The organism is Acidovorax sp. Leaf78, assembly GCF_001422735.1.
GTDB lineage: Bacteria > Pseudomonadota > Gammaproteobacteria > Burkholderiales > Burkholderiaceae_C > Acidovorax.
On the sequence record NZ_LMLZ01000020.1, the window covers coordinates 607,937 to 626,966 of the forward strand.

Genomic DNA, 19,030 nt, shown 5'->3' on the forward strand with positions numbered 1-19,030 from the left:
GCCGCATGTCTCCACCCCTGGCCACGCCCACCCCCGTGCTGCAGCTGCAGGCCGCAGGCTTTTGCACCGACGGCGGGCGCGAGCTGCTGGCGCCCATCGATGCGACCGTGCACCGCGGCGAATGCGTGGCCCTGGTGGGGCCCAACGGCGCGGGCAAAAGCACGCTGCTGAAAATGCTGTGCGCACGCATCGCGGCCACGCACGGTGTGGTGCGGGTGCAGGGGCACGACCTGGCCGGCTGGCCTGCGCCGGACCGCGCACGCCACGTGGCGGTGCTCGCGCAGTCCGAATCGGTGGACCTGGGCCTGCTGGTGCGCGACTACGTGGCCATCGGCCGGCTGCCGCACCAGCACCGCGTGGCCCGCGCCGAACACGCGCGGGTGGTGGACGCCGCGCTGCGCACCTGCCGAGTCGACACCCTGGCCGCGCGCAGGCTCTCCACCTTGTCGGGCGGCGAGCGCCAGCGCGTGCACCTGGCGCGGGCGCTGGCACAGGAGCCCACGCTGCTGCTGCTGGACGAGCCTACCAACCACCTGGACCTGGCGGCGCGCGCCGACCTGCTGGCGCTGGTGCGTGGCCTGGGCATCACGGTGGTGGCGGCATTGCATGAACTGGGGCTGGTGCCATCCTTTGCCGACCGGGTGTGGATGCTGCAGGCCGGCCGCCTGGTGGCCGACGGCCCCCCGCGCGAGGCGCTGAGCGCGCAGCGCGTGGCCAGCGTGTTCGGCATGGAGCTGGTGCACACCCGGCACCCACGGCACGGCGGCACGCTGTGGTCGTTTGAAAGAGAGGCCGCGTGATGAAGGCCGTGCTGCGTTTCTGGTCGTTGTCTTTGTCGTTCCTGTGGATGCTGCTGCTGGCTGCCGCAGGCCCCGCCGCTGCAGCGGGTGCCGTGGCGGGCTTTCCGGTCACCGTGTCCAACTGCGGCGACACCCTGCGCTTCGATGCCCCGCCGCAACGCCTGGTGGTGCACGACCTCAACATGACCGAGATGGCGCTGGCCCTCGGCTTGCGCCCGCAACTGGTGGGCGTGACGGGCATCACCGGCTGGTACAAGTCCGACGCATCTCTGCGCGAGACCCTGGGCGACGTGCCCGAGCTAGCGCCCAAGTACCCCACGCTCGAAAACCTGCTCGCTGCGCGGCCCGACCTTTTCATGGCAGGCTGGTACTACGGCATGCAGCCTGGTGGCGAGGTCACGCCCACCACGCTGGCGCGCCACGGCATCAAGACCCTGGTGCTCACCGAAAGCTGCTCGCACACGCTGCGCGACAAGCCCCGCGCCACCCTGGACTTGCTCTACGGCGACATGCTGCGCCTGGGCACGGTGTTCGGCCGCCGCGATGCGGCCGAGCGGCTGGTGGCCCAGTGGCAGGCGCGCGTGCGGGCCGCAGCGCAGCCTGCGCTGCCGGCCGCGCCGCGCGTGTTCGTCTACGACTCGGGCGAGGACAAGCCCTTCACCGCCGGGCGCGCCGCCATGCCCACCGCGCTGATCGACGCCGCCGGCGGCCGCAACGTGATGGACGGCCTGACCATGAGCTGGGGCACCGCGTCGTGGGAGGCCGTGGCGGCCAGCAACCCGCAGTTCATCGTGCTGCTCGACTACCAGAACGGCCAGGGCCCCGACCACCTGCGCCAGGTGCTGCAGTCGCACCCGGCCATGCGGCTCACCGACGCGGTGCGCAACGGCCGCTTCATCCCGCTGCGCTATGCCGAGCTCACGCCGGGCCCGGCCAACATCGGCGCCATCGAGAAGATCGCCCGCGCGCTGCGGGCCGTGCCATGACGCTGCCGCGCTGGGCCTTGCCGCTGGCCGCCGGGGCCGTGCTGCTGGTGCTGGCCCTGCTGTCGCTGACGATGGGCAGCACCCCTGTCGCGTGGCACGAGGCCCTGGCTGCGCTGGCGCCCCCCGGGGGTGGGGGCGCGGATGGCGCCATGGCCCAGGCCATCGTGCGCGACCTGCGGCTGCCGCGCGTGCTGCTGGCGCTGCTGGTGGGCGCCACGCTGGCCATGGTGGGCAGCCTGCTGCAGACCGTCACCCGCAACGACCTGGCCGACCCGTTCCTGTTCGGGCTGTCCTCGGGCGCATCGGCGGGTGCGGTGGCAGTGCTGGCCTGGGCGGGCGACTCGCTGGGCGCCTGGACCTTGCCGCTGGCCACCTTCGCCGGGGCCATGGTGGCCGCGGCGGCCGTGCTGCTGCTGGTGCGCCGCGCGGTGGGGCAGGGCCCGGCGCAGACGGTGCTGGCGGGGTTGTCGGTGTCGTTCCTGTTCGGCGCGCTGACGCACGCGCTGGTGTTTGCCGGCGACCAGCGTGCGGCGCATGCCGTGGTGTTCTGGTCCATGGGCGGCCTGGGCCTGGCGCGGTGGGACAACCTGTGGCTGGCACTGGCGGGCCTGGTGGTGGTGGCGGCCTTCGTGGCGCTGCGGCACCGCGCGCTCGACGCGCTGCTGGCGGGCGACGACACCGCCCACAGCGTGGGCGTGGCGCCCGAGCGGCTGCGGGTGCAGGTCTTTCTCGTCGCTGCCGTGGCGGCCGCCTGCTGCGTGGCGCTCACGGGGGTGATCGGCTTTGTGGGGCTGATGGTGCCGCACGTGGCGCGGCGTTTTGTGGGCCCACTGCATGCGGCGTTCGTGCCGTGCGCGGCCTTGCTGGGCGCCACGCTGCTGCTGGGCAGCGACCTGCTGGCCCGCACCGTGCTGGGGGCGCAGGAGCTGCCCGTGGGCATCGTCACCGCAGGCCTGGGCGCCGTGTTCGTGATGCTGTGGCTGCGGCGCATCGCGGTGCGCTGAGGCTGGCCCAGGTACCCGGCCGTCCGACGGCCATCGATTCACTTCCCCCAAAAGAGTTGGGACCTTGGGAGCCGCTTCGGGCGGAGCTTGCGTTCGCCTCCCGCTCGCCATGCAGCCAGTCCACATAGACATTTTGGGCGGAAAGTTATCTCTATATATTGTTTATCGTTTTAAATTCGTTATTTTAAGATTGACAGGTTATTTGAACTACAACATACAGCCTGTGATCTTCTTCGCCCACCCGACCTATCGTCTGGCTGTGCGCGCCCTTAACGCGCCACCTTCGCTCCCTGCCAGGAGCCAGCCATGAACTTCCAGCAACTGCGCTCCGTGCGCGAGGCCGTCCGGCGCGGCTTCAACCTGACCGAGGTGGCCAACATGCTGCACACCTCGCAGCCGGGCGTGAGCCGCCAGATCCGCGAGCTGGAGGAGGAGCTGGGTGTGGAGATCTTCGTGCGCGCCGGCAAGCGCCTCACGGGCCTGACCCCCCCGGGCGAGGCGCTGCTGCCCACGGTGGAGCGCCTGCTGCTCGAGGCCGACAATTTGAAGCGCGCCGGCCAGGACTTCAGCGCCAGCGCGCAGGGGCGCCTGTCGGTGGCCGCCACGCACTCGCAGGCGCGCTACGCGCTGCCGCAGGTGGTGCGCGACTTCCGGGCGATGTTCCCGCAGGTGTCGCTGCACCTGCACCAGGGCTCGCCGCGCCAGGTGGCCGAGATGCTGATGTCCGGCGAGGCCGACATCGGGGTGGCCACCGAGGCGCTGGCCAGCTACGACGGGCTGGTCACGCTGCCGTGCTACCGCTGGACGCACAGCATCGTCGTGCCCCCGGGCCACCCGCTCTTGGACCTGGCGGGCCCGGTGACGCTGGAGCAACTGGCAGAGCACCCCATCATCACCTACGAGCTGGGCTACACCGGCCGCGCGCACATCGACGAGGCCTTTGCGCGCGAAGGCATCGCGCCCGACATCGTGCTCACCGCCATGGACGCCGACGTGATCAAGACCTACGTGGAGCTGGGCATGGGCGTGGGCATCGTCGCGTCCATCGCGGTGGATGCCGAGCGCGACCGCCACCTGCGCCTGATCGACGCGGGCCACCTGTTCGAGGTGAACCTCACGCGCCTGGGCCTGCGCCGTGGGGCCTGGCTGCGGGGCTATGCCTACCACTTCATCGAGAGCTTCGTGCCCACGCTCACCCGCGACGCGGTGGAAAAGGCGGTGCAGCAAAGCGCGCACGGCCTGGGCCAGGGCGCGGGCGATGCGCCAGGCGACGATGCGGGGCATACCGATATCTGAATTTCTTCGTTGGCGCGGCGGGCCGAGGTTTCTACGCTGAGGGGTTTGTGACCTGCCTTCGGGCCTTTGTTTCGGGACCACCATGACCTCATCTTCCGCACCCGCCACGCCGGCGCCACGCGCGCCGCGCACCCTCCAACTCGGCCTGGTGCTGCACGGCGTGGGGGCCGGGTGGGGCGACTGGCGCCACCCGGATGCCGTGACCGACGCCAGCACCAATTTCGCGTTCTACAAGGCGCAGGCGCAGCTGGCCGAGCAGGCGCGGTTCGCCTTCCTGTTCGTGGCCGACAGCGTGCACATCACGCCGCGCTCCAGCCCCCACTACCTCAACCGCTTCGAGCCCATCACCATCCTGTCGGCGCTGGCGGCCGCCACCTCGCACATCGGCCTGGTGGCCACGCTCACCGCCAGCTACAGCGAGCCCTTCACGGTGGCGCGGCAGTTCGCCTCGCTCGACCATATCAGCGGCGGGCGCGCGGGCTGGAACGTGGTCACGTCGTGGCTGGACGGCAGCGCACGCAACTACAGCCGCCAGGAGCACTACGCCCACGACGTGCGCTACCGCCTGGCGGGCGAGCACCTGGATGTGGTGCAGGGCCTGTGGGATTCGTGGGAGGACGACGCCCTGGTGCACGACAAGGCCACCGGCCAGTTCTTCGACGAAGACAAGCTGCACAAACTGGACCACCAGGGCGAGTTCTTTGCGGTGGAAGGGCCGCTGAACATCGCCCGCTCGCGCCAGGGCCAGCCCGTGATCTTCCAGGCCGGCGCCTCGCACGACGGCAAGACCTTTGCCGCGCAGCGGGCCGACGCCATCTTCTTCCATGCCGACACGTTCGAGGAAGCCCAGGCCTACTACCGGGACGTGAAGGCCCGCGTGCGGGCCGAGGGCCGCAACCCGGACGAGGTGTTCTTGCTGCCGGGCTTTCGGCCCATCGTGGGCCGCACGGAGCAGGAGGCCGCGCAGCGCTACGAGGAACTGGCCGCGCTCGTGCCCATCGAGAACGCCACCGCCGCGCTGGCGCGTCCGTTCAGCGACCACGACTTCTCGCAGTACCCGCTGGACGAACCCTTCCCGGACCTGGGCGACCTGGGCCGCAACAGCCAGCAAAGCGCGAGCGACCGCATCAAGCAGCACGCCCGCGACAACGGCCTGACGCTGCGCGAGGTGGCGCTGTGGCACGCCCGGCCCAAGCGCACCTTCGTCGGCACGGCGGAGCAGGTCGCCGATGAAATCCAGCGCTGGTTCGAGGGCGGCGCCGCCGATGGCTTCAACTTCTTCGAAGCGCTGCCCAACACCTCGCTCAAGGCTTTTGTCGAGCTGGCCGTGCCGGTGCTGCAGGCGCGTGGGCTGCTGCGCACCGAGTACGCGGCCGAGACCCTGCGCGGCAATCTGAGCCTGCCGGTGCCGGAGAACCGGTACACCGCACGGCGCAACGGGGCGCCGCGGGCAGAGGCCGCATCGGCCGCCGTGGCCGCCGATGCACCCAGCAAGCGGGACGCCGTGCCTGCATGACTGGGACCGCAGGGGTGACCACGCTGTAGCACCACCGAATCGATCAGCGGTTGCAAGGTCGATGGGTGCGCAGGTGGGTGCATGCGTGCATGGCTCACCCAAGTCGGTCGGCGATGGAAGCGGGCCTCCAGACCATGCGCAACCGCCCCATGGCACCTGCGACCACCTCCCAGGCAGCGCACTGGCAGTTAAATTTGAATAAAAAAGGCCTCTACCGCTTGATGGTAAAGCGCTAGCAGCTATCGAAAATATAGCAATCGTGATAGTGCTGGCCGCTGGCACATCAACGCGGCAGACACCCCGCCAGGCCTTTGTCCGCCGCCACATCGGCCAGAGACAACGGCGTGGTCTCGTCGTTCTGCGGCGGCGTCTTGGTCAGCCGCAGGCCATTGTTCCAGCGCCACCGCTGGCCATCAAAGCTGTAGACGAAGGTGTGGGTGCGGTTGGAGCGCAGGTGCGCGGGCGTCAGCGTGATGGCTGCCGCCTGCGCCTGCGAACCCGCGCTGGCCTGCGCCACGTTGTCCTTGACCACGATCTTGCCCACGTGCGGCGTGATGGGCGACTCGGTGCGCGTGACCTCGCGCTGCACCTGCGCGGGGCTGTAGCCGGTCTGCGTCCACTGGCCTTCGTTGTCGGGCTGCACCGTGCGCTCCCGGCCCGCCAGCGACTGCGTGCAGGCGGCCACCAGCGTGTCGAAGTCTGTCTCGGCCGTGCTGGCAACTGCAGGCACGGCAGCCTGGGTGCCCAGGCCACCACCCACCCTGTCGCAGGCCGCCAGTGCCACCGCGGCGGCCACCACGGCCACGCAGAGCGCGGCACGCTGCAGTCCGCATTCGGTGATGCTGGTCACGGTCGATGTGGGGGAATGGGAAGACGGGTTCAGGAGGTTTGGCACCGGCCCATTGTGGCCGGGCTGCCAGCGGCCGCCTTGACCTGCATCAAGCGTGCGTGCTGTCGTCGGCTCCGTCGGTCCTGTCGATCTTGTCGGTCGTCTGGTCGCTGCTCCGTGTACCAAGCGCCACCAGTGGCAGCCAGACACGGGCGGCCAGACCCGTCGCCTTCGCACCTGGTTCCGCCTCGCCCAGCTCTAGCCGCCCGCCCATCAGTTGCGCATACCGGGCCACGATGGAAAGCCCCAGGCCCGCGCCCTGGCCCAGTTGCAAGCCCGGGTCGCCCTGCGCCCAGCGCTGCTGCAGCTGCCCAGCCAGGTCGGGGCCCACGCCGGGGCCGTTGTCGGCCACGCACAGCACGGCGTGGTCGGCCTCTGTGTGCAGCGACACGGTGATGCGCGGCGGCTGGCCGCGGCCGTAGCGCAGGGCGTTGTCCAGCAGGTTGTTGAGGATGCCCTCGACCAGCGCCAGGTTGGCCTGCACCGCCACGGCGTGGTCCAGCCCCTCGGCACCCAGGTCCACGCCCAGGGCATCGGCGCGCGGCAGGTAGCGCAGCACCGTGTCGCGCACGGCGGTGTTCAGTGCCAGGTGCTGCAGCGCCAGCGCGATGCCGCCTTCGGTCGCGCGGGCCAGCGCCAGCAGCTGGTCCACGGTGCGGCTCGCGCGCTGCTCGGCGGCGGCGATGCCTTCGAGTTCACTGCGCCACACGGCAGGGTCGCTGTGCGCCAGGGCGTGCGCCGCCTGGGTGCGGATGCCGGCCAGCGGCGTGCGCAGCTCGTGCGCCACGTTGCCGGCAAATTCGCGCTGCGCATGCAGGCTTTGCTGCACGCGGGCCAGCAGGCCGTCCAGCGCCTCGCCCAGGCGCTGGACGTCGCTGGTGGCGGCGCCCTGCGTCAGGGCCTGGGGCAGCGGCTGCAGGTCGGCCGCGTCGCGGCGGTCCATGGCGTCCTGCAGGTCACTCAGCGGCCGCAGGTCGCGCTCGATGCCGCGCAGCAGCCACGAGCCCAGCGCCACCAGCAGCCACAGCTGCGCCAGGCCCGAATACACCAGCAGCCGGCGCAGCAGCTGCGTGCGCTCGGCGGTGGTCTGCGCCATCACCACGGTGAAGGGCTGCGGCCCGTCGATGCGCAGGCTCACCCGGCGCAGCTCCCGGCCGTCGCGCCGCAATTGAGAGAAGGTGTGCGTGCTGCCGGGCGCAACGCCGTCGGGGGCCAGGTCCGCCTCGCCCGCCACCAGCGCGCCGCCGTCGCCATACACCGCAAACCACACGGTCTCGCTCTGGTCGAACCGCAGCAGCCCGACCTCGCGCTGCGTCAGGTCCAGCTGCAGCGGCGCCGTGCCGGGTGCCGCGTCGCCGCCGCGCACGTGCGCCGCCAGTGCATGCGCGTCGTCCAGCAGCGCGCGGTCGAAGGCCTCCGCCACGAAATGGTTGCCCACGCCCAGCACCACAGTGCTGCCCAGGCCCCAGATCAGCACCAGCGACAGCAGCACGTGCCGCCCGATGCGCTCGCGCAGGGCGGGGCGCTGGCGCGCGGGCGTCGTGTCAGCGGGGCGTGGCACTGCGCTCCACCTGCGATGCACGAGGCCGGCGCCGCGCAAGGGCCTCGGCGGGGCGGTGCCTCATTCTTCCTCCAGCAGGTAGCCCAGCCCGCGCAGCGTGCGGATGGCCGCGCCGCTGCCCGCGATCTTGCGGCGCAGGCGCGAGAAAGACGCCTCCAGCGCGTTCTCGCCCAGCGCCTCGCCCGCATCGGACAGGCGCGACGACAGATCGCCCTTGCTCAGCACGCGGCCGGGCGGGGTCATCAGCTCCCACAGCAGGTCGAACTCGCGCGCGGGCAACTCCAGCGGCTGCCCGGCCACGCTCACGCGGCGGGCCTGCCGGTCCAGCGCCAGCTGGCCCACGGTCACCAGGTCGGCCGTACCGCTGGCGCGGCGCAGCAGGGCGCGCAGGCGGGCTTGCACTTCGTTCAACTCGTACGGCTTGCCCAGGTAGTCGTCGGCCCCGGCGTCCAGGCCGGCGATGCGCTCTTCGGTACTGTCGCGCGCGCTGAGCACCAGCACCGGCGTGCGGTCGCCGCGGGCGCGGGCGCTGCGCAGGGCGGTGAGGCCGCTGCCCAGGCCGCTGCGCGCGTGCGCTGCATGGGGCAGGTTCAGGTCGAGCAGCACGGCGTCGAACGCCTGCACGGCCCACCAGTGCTGGGCCTCTTCCACCGTGTGGGCCAGCTCGACGCGGTGGCCTGCATTTTCAAGGCCCCGGGCCATGGTGCGGCTGAGCACGGGGTCGTCTTCCACCAGAAGGAGGCGCATGGTCGGTTCGAAGTTCTACGTGGAATTACGCATGGCCCAGATCAGCCAGCGATCAGGTTCGGTGGGGATAGTCGCATCGTCAGCATACCCCAGCCACCGGTGCGGACCGGCTCGCCGGGGTGTCCCCCACAAGCTTTTCTGGAGACAACATTTCATGGTCAACCGCAACTTAGCCAGGGGCGTCGTCCTCATGGCGCTGGCGCTGGGCTTTGGCCTGCCGTCGGTGGGCTATTCGCTGGGCAAGCTCAGCCACGCCGGGCCCGGCCTGTTCCCGTTCATCGTGAGCTGCATGCTGTTCGCCATCGGCGTGATCACCGTGGTGCGCTCGCGGCTGGTGGCGCCGGCGCCGCTGAATTTCCAGGTGCGCAACATCTCGATCATCCTGGGCAGCCTGTGCGGCTTTGCGGCGCTGTCGCACTACGTGAACATGATCGCGGGCATCGTGTTCCTGGTGTTCTGCTCGGGGTTTGCGGGCACGTCGTACTCGGTGGTGCGCAACCTCAAGATCGCCGCGGTGCTGGTGGGCATCGCCTTCATGTTCCAGAAGCTTCTGGGCGTCAACCTGCCGCTGTTCTGAGAGCACCACCATGGAAGTCCTCCACAACCTCGCGTTCGGCTTCGGCCACGCGCTCACCCTGCAGAACCTGATGTTCTGCGCCCTCGGCTGCACCGTGGGCACCCTGGTGGGCCTGCTGCCGGGCCTCGGCCCGCTGGCCACCATCAGCCTGCTGCTGCCGCTGACCTATTCCATCGACACCACCGGCGCGCTCATCATGCTGGCCGGCATCTACTACGGGGCGCAGTACGGCGACAGCGTGAGCGCCATCACCATGAAGATCCCGCACGCCAGTTCCATCGTGGCGTGCATCGACGGGTACCAGATGACCTTGAAAGGCAAGACGGGCCTGGCGCTGTTCACGGCGGGGGTGTCGAGCTTCATCGGCGGCACGGTGGCCATCCTGGTGCTGACCTTCCTCGCGCCCAGCCTGGGCGAGGTGGCGTTCCTGTTCGGCCCCGCGGACTACTGCGCGCTGATGCTGGTGGGCTTCGTGTGCGTGAGCTTCGTGACCACCGGCAGCCTGCTCAACGGCCTGGCCATGTGCATGGTGGGCGTGCTGCTGGGCTCGATCGGGACCGACGTGAACAGCGGCACGGCCCGCTTCACGCTGGACATGCCCTTCCTGGCCGACGGCGTGGGCATCGTGAGCATTGCGCTCGGGTGCTTCGGCATCGCCGAGATCACCAAGAACCTGGATGCGCGTGAAGAGCGCTCGCCCTTCAACGGCACGATCAAGCTCATCCCCACCTGGCCCGAATTCAAGCGCATCATCCCCAGCGCGCTGCGGGGCAGCGTGGTGGGCTCCATCCTGGGTATCCTGCCCGGCGGCGGCCCGACGATCGCCCAGTTCGCAGCCTACGCGCTCGACAAGAAGGTCAGCAAGTACAAGCACGAGATCGGCAACGGCTCCATCGAAGGCGTGGCCGGCCAGGCCGCTGCCGACGAGGCTGCCGCCCGCACCAGCTTCATCCCGCTGATGAGCATCGGCATCCCCGAGAACGCCGTCATGGCGCTGATGATGGCCGCGTTCATCATCAAGGGCATCCAGCCCGGCCCCAACATGATCGCCGGCCACCCCGAGCTGTTCTGGGGCCTGGTCGCCAGCATGTGGATCGGCAACTGCTTCCTGCTGATCCTGAACGTGCCGCTGGTGCGCTACTGGCTGTCGGTGTTCAAGATCCCGTACAACGTACTGTTCCCGGCCATTCTGTTCTTCTGCTGCATCGGCACGTACAGCATCAACAACAACCTGGACGACGTGTTCATCACCGTGGCCTTCGGTGCACTGGGCTACCTGTTCATGCGGCTCGAGATGGACCCGTCGCCGCTCATGCTGGGCTTCATCCTCGGCCCCATGCTGGAGGAGAACTTCCGCCGCTCCATGCTGCTGTCGCGCGGCAGCTTCGATGTGTTCGTCAACCGCCCCATCAGCGGCACGCTCATCGGCCTGATCGTGCTGTTCATCGCCTGGCAGACATTCGGCTTCTTCCGCCAGCGCGGAAAGGCCAAGGACCTGGAGGTGGTGGCACCGGCTGCGACCTGAAACCAGCTGAAGAAACCACCTCAACGACCCGACAGATTGACTCTCTGTAAGCTGCCCCGGCAGCCTTGACAAGGCCGGTCACCCTGCGTGACCGGCCTTTTTTTTATCGCTGTGTCGCCCCAAGATGAAAAGCGGCCCCGTCGGGAGGCAGCGACCACATGAAGTGGGGAGCGTGGGGGTCATTTCTCACGCTTGCCACCACGTCGGCAGCAACGCCCGCACCTCGCTGCGCCCGAACCGGTCGTCCATCAGGTGCACCACGCCCTCGTCGCTGGGCGTGCGGATCACGCGGCCCGCCGCCTGCACCACCTTCTGCAGGCCGGGGTACAGGTAGGTGTAGTCATACCCGTCGCCGAACAGGGCCTGCATGCGCTGGCGGATCTGCTCATTGACCGGGTTGACCTGCGGCAGGCCCAGCGTGGCCAGGAAGGCGCCGATCAGCCGGCGCCCGGGCAGGTCGATGCCCTCGGCAAACGCGCCGCCCAGCACCGCGAACGCAATGCCTTCGCTGGTGTCGGTGAAGCGGTCCAGAAACTGCCGCTGCTCGGCCTCCAGCATGCGGCGCGACTGGCGCCAGTGCGGCAGGTGCGGGTGGTTGCGCTCGAACACGTCGGCCACCTGCTGCAAATACTCGTAGCTGCTGAAGAACGCCAGGTAGTTGCCCGGCCGCTCGGTGAACTGCCGCGCCATCAGGTCGGCAATGGGCGCCAGCGACGCCTGGCGCTCCGGGTAGCGGGTGGAGATGTGGCGGGCCACCTGCACCTGCAACTGCGTGCTGGCAAAAGGCGATTCCACATCCACCCACACATGCTGGTCGGGCAGGCCCAGCAGGTCGCGATAGTAGCGCGCAGGCTGCAGCGTGGCCGAAAACAGCGTGCTGGTGTGCGCAGCCTGCAGGCGCGGCTGCAGGAAGGGCGCGGGCACCACGTTGCGGATGCACAGCGTGGAGCCGCCCGGCGCCGGTGCCTTGCCGGCTGTGCGCTGCGGGTGATGCGGGCGCTGCGTGGGCTGGTGGGGCTGGTGGGGTTGGGTGATGTCCACCAGCGAATGCGTGTCCAGCAGCTCCGCCATGCGCACCAGGTGCAGCGCATCGAAGTAGAAGGCCTGCAGCGCCGCATCGGGCTCGGCCGGGTGGTCGGCAAAGTGGTCCGACAGCGTGCTGCCGCACTGCTGCAGCGCGGCCAGCAGCTTGTCGGGGAAGGCATCGAAGACCGCGTAGTGGGCGCCAGCCGCGGTTTGTTCCTTGTCCAGCGCCACCCAGCAGCGGCGCACCTTGTCCAGCGCCTTTTTCACGGCGGGGTGGCGCGTGGCGGCGGGCGACTGGCGGGCCAGCGCCAGGCTGTCCGGGCGCAGCTCGGCCGTGTACATCTTGCGGCCGCGTTCCACCAGGTTGTGGGCCTCGTCCACCAGCAGCGCGGCGCGCCACTGGTTGGCCTGCGTCAGGCCATGCAGCAGGCCGCCCAGGTCGAAGTAGTAGTTGTAGTCGCCCACCACCACATCGGCCCAGCGCGCGAGTTCCTGGCTCAGGTAGTAGGGGCAGACCTGGTGGGCCAGCGCCACCTCGCGCACGCGGGCCTGCAGCAGCGGGGCCGGGCCCTGGCAGCCGCCTTCGGTGGCTGGGGCCACGGCGGCGGCGCGGGCCGCAGGCAGCCGGTCGTAAAAGCCCTGCGCCAGCGGGCACGACTCGCCGTGGCAGGCCTTGTCGGGGTGTTCGCAGGCCTTGTCGCGCGCCACCAGCTCCAGCACGCGCAGCGGCAGGCCCGGGGCGGTGGCGGCAGGTGGGGCCAGGCGCTCCAGCGCATCCAGCGCCATCTGCCGGCCGGAGGTCTTGGCCGCCAGAAAGAACACCTTGTCGATCTGCTGCCCCGGGATGGCCTTGAGCAGCGGGAACAGTGTGCCCATGGTCTTGCCGATGCCCGTGGGCGCCTGGGCCAGCAGGCAGCGGCCCGACGCGGCGGCCTTGTACACCGCCTCGGCCAGCGGGCGCTGCCCGGCGCGAAAGGTGCCGAACGGAAACGCCAGCGCACCCAGGGCCGCATCGCGCACCGCACGGTGCGCCACCTGGGCCTCGGCCCAGGCCAGGAACCGCTCGCACTGCGCCTCGAAGTGCTGCTGCAGGTCGGCCGCGGTGTGGCGGTCGGTGAACACGGTTTCCTTTTGCGTGCCGATGTCGAAGTACACCAGCGCCAGGTCGATGTGGCTCCAGCCCTCCTGTTGGCACAGCAGCCAGCCGTAGATGCGCGCCTGCGCCCAGTGCAGCGCGCGGTGCGATGCGGGTTGCCGGTCCAGGCGGCCCTTGAAGGTCTTGACCTCGTCCAGGCGCTGCTGCGCCGCATCGACGCCATCGGCCCGGCCGCGCACGCGCAGCGTCTTGTACTGGCCCGCCAATGCCACTTCGGCGCGGTAGCCAGCGCCCCGGCGCGTGGCCACGGTGGCATGGCCCGCGATGCCCTCCAGCGCCGTGGGCGCCGGGGTGAAGCGCAGGTCCAGGTCGCCCTGCTTGGCGGTGAACTCGCACAGCTCGCGCACCGCCACGGTGTAGGTCATGGCGGGGGCTCGGCGCAGGGTAGGGCGGGGAGGTCGCCGGCCAGCGTGTCGCCGGTGGCCGAGGCGTCGTTGGCCGATGCATCGTTGGCGGGCACCGCGGTCTGCCCTGCCGCATGCCCCGCCGTCTGCTCCGCAGCTTCTGCGGCCTCGCCCAGGTGGGCCTGTGCCAGCTCGGCCTCGCTGCGCATCGGCGTGGCCTTGCACAGCGCCATCCACACCGCGAAGGGCAGGGTGCAGCTGGCATGCCGCGCGGGCCGCAGCAGCTCGAACCGGCTGTGCGCGCCATCGTCCAGCTTGCCGTGCAGCACCCAGATACCGAAGTGCTCCGGGATCTCCTCCGGCTGGGCGATGCCTGCCGGGAACACGTAGTAGCACTCCTCGCACAGCCACTGGTAGGCCTGGCGCTTGGCGTCGTGCCGCAGGTCCGACAGCAGGTCGGCCCGGCTCGCTTTGACCTCGTGCACCATGGGCTGCAGGTAGGCCGGCACGGACGTGTTGCGCACCGAAAACAGGTCGGGCCGCGCCATGCGCCACACGTTGGCGGCGGCGCGGGCTGCGGGCGAATCGGTGTCCTCGTTCCACAGCGGGGTGCTGCGGCCGTGGCCGATGGGTGCGGGGGCGGTCGGCAGGGCGGCGTCCGCCGCGGGGAGCGTCTGCGGCGCCGGCCCGTCCACCACCGCGCGCAGTGACAGCTCGCGCCACACGATGCGCCCCGCCGCCAGCAGGTGCTCGGCGAACCTGGCGGCCAGCCGGTCGTGCGTGCTCAGCGCCCGCACGCTGCGCTGGCGTGCCACGGCCAGCGTGCGGATGCCCTCGTCGGTGAGCCGCAGGGACTCGAACCCCTCGGGCGACACCTGCAGCATCACCAACTGCGCGGCCAGCAGGTCGATCTCCAGCGCGTCCTTGCACGGCCACCCCGCCGAACGCCAGATTTGCATGAGGCGCGTGCGGTGAAAGCGGGTGAGCTGGATGGCGGGCGCAGGGGCCGATGCGGGGGAGGGCAGAGCCGTCATGGGGTGGTGGGGTCGGCAGGCTGGGTACTGATTTTAATCACAGTGCCTTGCAGATGCCCAACGCGGGGTCGCGATCATGCGGCGGGCGAGGGGTTTTGGGATGTTTTTGGGCCCTACCGCGCACTGCATGCGCGGTAGCTGCTATCAAAAATGGAGCATCCTGAAACAAGGGCTGGGGGTGTTCCGAATTGCTTCTCCATCGCAGTCTGTATCCGTCGAAGGTATTAACACTGATAATCATTGAAAGCGAAAAGAAAGATTAATGAAATATGAATGAAAGCTTGGAAAGGGGTTAATACCGATTTGCCAGCAGGCAGCTATCTCGTGTACATTGTGATACATGCTCAAGTCCATCTATTGATTTTCTGATGTATGGATTTTGAGTTTTTGAAAATACCAATCTATTCCAGATGATTGAAATTCTCTGGTTTACGAAATTGATTATCTGCCTCTTGGCTGTCCGTCTGCCCAATATCCTTCGTCATCATCATTATTATGAAAATCAAAACCAGAATACTGTGGCTGTGCGCGGCCACTCTGGCCGGCATGATCGCGCTGTCTGCCGTGGCGCTGAACACGCTTTACCAGTCGATGATGAACGAGCGCAAAGCCCAGTTGGCCAACCTGGTCACGCTCGCCCAGGCCGCCGCCCAGAAGTCCTACGAAAAGGAAAAGAGCGGCGCCCTGTCCCGGGAAGACGCCATCAAGGAGGCCTCGCTCGTGATCAGCGCCTTTGTGCACAAGGACAAATACTTCTTTGTGCGCGGCTATTCGCACGACCTGTCCTTCATTCACCCCAATCCCAAGCGGGTGGGCGCCCTGAGTGACAAGGGCCATAAAGAATCGGGCGAGCGGTTTCGCGTCTCCATGCAGGGGCGCACCGTGGGCTTCGTCGTTCAGTCCGGCACCCGCCCGGGGGTGAAGGAGCCCGTCGACAAGCTCTACGCCGTGATCCGGTTCGAACCCTGGGACTGGATCATCGGCTTTGGCGACTATGTGGACGACATCGAGGACGCATTCTGGCGCAGCGCGGCCATCCTGCTGTCCATCGGCGCGGTGCTGATGCTCGTCGTGGCCATCATGGCCTGGCAGATGCTGCGCACCCTGGTGCGCCAGCTGGGCGGCGAGCCGCAGTACGCGGCCGACGTGGTCACCCAGATCGCACAGGGCAACCTGGCGGTCGACGTCGAGACCTTGCCCGGCGACACATCGAGCATCCTGCACGCCATCCGGGCCATGCGCGACAACCTGGCCCGCCTGGTGACCCAGGTGCGCGACAGCACTGATTCGATCAACACCGCCTCGGCCGAAATCGCGGGGGGCAATGGCGATTTGTCGGGCCGCACCGAGTCGCAGGCCAGCGCCCTCGAAGAAACGGCAGCGTCGATGGAGCAGCTGACTGCCACCGTGCAGCAGAACGCCGCCAACGCCCGCCGCGCCGACGAACTGGCGCGTGCGGCCTCGGCCACCGCAGTGCGCGGCGGCGACGTGGTGCAGCAGGTGGTGAGCACCATGGGCTCCATCGAGCAGTCCTCGCGCAAGATCGTGGACATCATCAGCGTCATCGACGGCATTGCGTTCCAGACCAACATCCTGGCGCTGAACGCGGCGGTGGAAGCGGCGCGGGCCGGCGAGCAGGGCCGCGGCTTTGCGGTGGTGGCCAGCGAAGTGCGCTCCCTGGCCCAGCGCAGCGCTGCAGCGGCCAAGGAGATCAAGGGCCTGATCGACGACTCCGTGGCCAAGGTGGGTGCAGGCACCCAGCTGGTGGAGCAGGCCGGCGCCACCATGCGCGAGGTGGTCGATGGCGTGAAGAACGTGACCACCATGGTGGCCGAGATCAGTTCGGCCAGCGCCGAGCANCTGGTGGAGCAGGCCGGCGCCACCATGCGCGAGGTGGTCGATGGCGTGAAGAACGTGACCACCATGGTGGCCGAGATCAGTTCGGCCAGCGCCGAGCAGAGTGCAGGCATCGCCCAGGTCAACCAGGCCGTGTCGCAGATGGACCAGGGCACGCAGCAGAACGCGGCGCTGGTGGAAGAGGCCCTGGCAGCAGCGCAGTCGCTGAGGCATCGCCCAGGTCAACCAGGCCGTGTCGCAGATGGACCAGGGCACGCAGCAGAACGCGGCGCTGGTGGAAGAGGCCCTGGCAGCAGCGCAGTCGCTCAGCCAGCAGGCCGTGGCGCTGTCGCAGACGGTGGGCCAGTTCCGCCTGGTGGCCTGATCGCCCTGGCCGTTGTTCAGGCACCTGGAACCGCAGCACGGACTGAGCGGCGGTTTGACCTCTCCAGGCGCAGAGCTATCTGCGGAATGAGGTCACCAGCCGTTGCGATTGAAGCGAAAAAAGCGCCGCGGTGGGATGAACTGTTGAATCCATTCAACAAGCGGTTGAATGCAGATGCGCGTCCCTAGAATCCGCCGCAACGCAGGCCGACCGACGCTGCCAGCCCCGCGCTGAGGAGCTGCCCAGGCGGGCCAAGGTGGACCCAAGCCCCAGCCAGCGCAGCCTCCGGCGCGGGCCAGCCCACAGCCGCCAGTCGAGCATCCGCGCCAACACCCATGACCACCGCATTGTTGCCAGCGCATCGCCGGCATGCCGCACAGCCAGCCTGCGCCCGGGCAACGGCTCAGATCGCAAGAACATCCACAAGGAACCCACCGTTGATGCACACCCCTGAACTCGCCGTGTTGGACCTGACCTCGCGCATCGGCGGATACGCACTCGCCCACCTGGGCGTGGCGGGTGCATCGGGTCACGGTGCCTGGGAGAGGCTGCCGCTTGGAGACGTCGCGGGCGCGCTGGAGATCAGCTGGTACCGCCCCGCTGCGGTGGCCGATCTGAAGAAGATGCCTGCGCAGCCCGACGCGCTGGCGATCCTGGTGGGGCCCGGCGGCTTCACCCTTCTGCCTGCCATTTTGGCGCTTGCTGCCGTGCGTTCCGCGCCTGCGGTCTGGTTCATTCTTCTACCCAATGCGGTGATGGAAGACATGGAGATCTCCAAGTTCCTGCGCACCCATGGGCGCGCCGGCGTGCACAAGTACCAGTTGCCCAACAGCGACCCGAAGACGCTGTGGTTCGTGCTTATGGAGCAGTTGGGCAAGGTCCCGCGGGTCAATGATTATTTCAACGAAGACAGAAGGTCGGACGATATGAGTTCCAATTTGAAGAGTTCCATGGATGCCGCGATGACCATCGACGGCGCACAGGCGGTCGCCCTGGTCGACTACCGCAGCGGCATGTGCCTGGCCCAGGCCGGGGGCGGCATGAACCTGGACCTGGCAGCCGCCGGCAACACCCGGGTGGTGCAGGCCAAGCTCAAGACCATGGAGGCACTGGGCATCAAGCGCGGTATTGAAGACATCCTCATCACCCTGGCCGACCAGTACCACCTGATCCGCCTGGTGCCCAACAATGACGGGCTCTTCCTGTACCTGGTGCTGGACAAGGCCAAAGGCAATCTGGCCCTGGCCCGCTACAAGCTGACGGACATCGAGCGGTCGTTGAAAGTGTGAGCCCGCGGTAGTACGCCCGGCCTTCGCGGATGGGCGGGCTGCCTTGGTCGGCACCGCACCGGCCCGCAATCGACTGCGAAGACCGTACGCCACATGGCGGCTTTGCGCGACGACAAGGCACCCTGAGCGCGTGCCATCTCGATCTCTATCGCGCAGCAAGGTAGAAAATTGCCGGTAAGTATCTGGTAAGTCCACTGGCAGCACCCTCGGTACCTCACTCACCGATACCCGTGCCCATGACTACCTTCGACTCTATCGATCACTCCAGAACGGCGTGCCTGCTTGCGGTTTTGAGCTGCGCCATGTTGGCCTTGCCCGCTGCGGCCCAAAGTACCTCACGCACGGCTGCCAAGCCCACCGCAGAGCCGGCTTCGTCCTGGGGCTTGGGGATCGCTGCCTCGGCCGCGAGGCTTCCCTACAAGGGCTACGACAGCAAGAACAGCGCGCTGCCCCTGCTTTTTTATGAAAACTCCTGGGTTCGGTTCAACGGGGCAAGTGCAGACTTCAAGGTCTGGCGTCGCGACTTCAGTGCCGGCAACTCGGTAGAACTCGCTGCGCGGCTCAAATACGACCCCAATGGATATGAGTCCGGCGACTCGCCGTTTTTAGTGGGCATGGACGAGCGCAAGGGCGGTTTTTGGGGCGGGGGTGCGGTCACCTGGAACAACAGCCTTGCCCGCGTGTCGGGGGAATGGTTGGCGGATGTGTCCCGGAGCAGCAAGGGCCAGATGCTCCAGCTGAAGGTGGACCGCAGATTCGCCTCCGGCAACCTTGCGCTGACTCCACGCGTGCAGGCGCAGTGGCTGGACGCCCACTATGTGGACTACTACTACGGCGTGCGTGCCGGCGAGGCGCGCCCCGCCCGCGCCCAGTACACGGGGCAAGCGGCAGTCACGCTGGAGGCCGGGGTGCGGCTGGACTACCAGCTGCGGCCTCGGCAGACGGTGTTCCTCGACCTCAGTACCACCAGCCTGCCCAAGGAGATCAAGAACAGCCCGATCGTCGACCGCTCGAGCACATCGCGCATGACCATCGGCTACCTGTACCGGTTCTGAAGGC

Annotated in this window: 16 protein-coding genes and 1 pseudogene; 12 read left to right on the plus strand and 5 right to left on the minus strand. The window is 68.6% G+C overall.

The window, feature by feature from the left end; all coding sequences use genetic code 11:
• The first annotated feature begins 5 nt into the window (after positions 1-5).
• From ASF16_RS14305 to ASF16_RS14325, 5 genes are all read left to right on the plus strand, one after another.
• A complete protein-coding gene (locus ASF16_RS14305) occupies positions 6-800 on the plus strand; it encodes an ABC transporter ATP-binding protein (RefSeq protein WP_056168220.1) in 795 nt (264 codons plus the stop codon).
• Positions 800-1,786: an ABC transporter substrate-binding protein gene (locus ASF16_RS14310; protein ID WP_156372077.1), complete on the plus strand. Its 987-nt coding sequence runs from the start codon at positions 800-802 to the stop codon at positions 1,784-1,786. Before ASF16_RS14305 ends, ASF16_RS14310 begins: the two co-directional genes overlap by 1 nt.
• Positions 1,783-2,790: an iron ABC transporter permease gene (locus tag ASF16_RS14315; RefSeq protein ID WP_156372078.1), complete on the plus strand. Its 1,008-nt coding sequence runs from the start codon at positions 1,783-1,785 to the stop codon at positions 2,788-2,790. Before ASF16_RS14310 ends, ASF16_RS14315 begins: the two co-directional genes overlap by 4 nt.
• A 306-nt stretch (positions 2,791-3,096) precedes the next feature.
• On the plus strand, positions 3,097-4,086 hold the full coding sequence (locus ASF16_RS14320) for a CysB family HTH-type transcriptional regulator (protein WP_056168222.1): 990 nt from the start codon (positions 3,097-3,099) through the stop codon (positions 4,084-4,086).
• An 82-nt stretch (positions 4,087-4,168) separates the two neighbouring features.
• Entirely contained in the window at positions 4,169-5,602 is a 1,434-nt protein-coding gene (locus tag ASF16_RS14325) for an LLM class flavin-dependent oxidoreductase (protein ID WP_056168225.1), read from the plus strand.
• A 283-nt stretch (positions 5,603-5,885) separates the two neighbouring features.
• On the opposite strand, the gene ASF16_RS14330 is transcribed toward ASF16_RS14325, so the two are convergent.
• The 3 genes from ASF16_RS14330 to ASF16_RS14340 form a co-directional block, all read right to left on the minus strand.
• A complete protein-coding gene (locus ASF16_RS14330; RefSeq protein WP_235507376.1) occupies positions 5,886-6,452 on the minus strand; it encodes a hypothetical protein in 567 nt (188 codons plus the stop codon).
• 88 nt (positions 6,453-6,540) lie between these two features.
• On the minus strand, positions 6,541-8,052 hold the full coding sequence (locus tag ASF16_RS14335; protein ID WP_056168230.1) for a sensor histidine kinase: 1,512 nt from the start codon (positions 8,050-8,052) through the stop codon (positions 6,541-6,543).
• A 60-nt stretch (positions 8,053-8,112) separates the two neighbouring features.
• Positions 8,113-8,799: a response regulator transcription factor gene (locus ASF16_RS14340; RefSeq protein WP_056168233.1), complete on the minus strand. Its 687-nt coding sequence runs from the start codon at positions 8,797-8,799 to the stop codon at positions 8,113-8,115.
• Between the two features lie 154 nt (positions 8,800-8,953).
• Between ASF16_RS14340 and ASF16_RS14345 the strand changes: the two genes are divergently transcribed.
• On the plus strand, positions 8,954-9,376 hold the full coding sequence (locus ASF16_RS14345) for a tripartite tricarboxylate transporter TctB family protein (RefSeq protein ID WP_056168236.1): 423 nt from the start codon (positions 8,954-8,956) through the stop codon (positions 9,374-9,376).
• A gap of 10 nt (positions 9,377-9,386) precedes the next feature.
• Positions 9,387-10,901, plus strand: a complete 1,515-nt coding sequence (locus ASF16_RS14350; RefSeq protein ID WP_056168239.1) for a tripartite tricarboxylate transporter permease — start codon at positions 9,387-9,389, stop codon at positions 10,899-10,901.
• Positions 10,902-11,087: 186 nt separating this feature from the next.
• Here the strand turns inward: ASF16_RS14350 and ASF16_RS14355 are convergent, their stop codons facing one another.
• Positions 11,088-13,448, minus strand: a complete 2,361-nt coding sequence (locus ASF16_RS14355; RefSeq protein ID WP_056168241.1) for a helicase C-terminal domain-containing protein — start codon at positions 13,446-13,448, stop codon at positions 11,088-11,090.
• Entirely contained in the window at positions 13,445-14,461 is a 1,017-nt protein-coding gene (locus ASF16_RS14360) for a hypothetical protein (protein ID WP_235507377.1), read from the minus strand. Before ASF16_RS14360 ends, ASF16_RS14355 begins: the two co-directional genes overlap by 4 nt.
• A 495-nt stretch (positions 14,462-14,956) precedes the next feature.
• Here ASF16_RS14360 and ASF16_RS14365 point away from each other — a divergent pair.
• The 5 genes and pseudogenes from ASF16_RS14365 to ASF16_RS14375 all read left to right on the plus strand — a co-directional run.
• Positions 14,957-16,320: methyl-accepting chemotaxis protein (locus tag ASF16_RS14365; RefSeq protein WP_304439416.1), on the plus strand; the 1,364-nt coding region annotated here is incomplete at its 3' end.
• Between the two features lies 1 nt (position 16,321).
• A pseudogene (locus ASF16_RS27155) lies at positions 16,322-16,534 on the plus strand (methyl-accepting chemotaxis protein); the annotation flags it as partial.
• Between the two features lie 16 nt (positions 16,535-16,550).
• Positions 16,551-16,682: a hypothetical protein gene (locus ASF16_RS27160; protein ID WP_369817164.1), complete on the plus strand. Its 132-nt coding sequence runs from the start codon at positions 16,551-16,553 to the stop codon at positions 16,680-16,682.
• Positions 16,683-17,122: 440 nt separating this feature from the next.
• Complete coding sequence (locus tag ASF16_RS27165; RefSeq protein WP_369817162.1) at positions 17,123-17,971, plus strand: hypothetical protein; 849 nt, start codon at positions 17,123-17,125, stop codon at positions 17,969-17,971.
• 236 nt (positions 17,972-18,207) lie between these two features.
• Positions 18,208-19,026, plus strand: coding sequence for a MipA/OmpV family protein (locus ASF16_RS14375; RefSeq protein ID WP_082516926.1), 819 nt, complete (start codon positions 18,208-18,210; stop codon positions 19,024-19,026).
• Positions 19,027-19,030 lie beyond the last annotated feature (4 nt).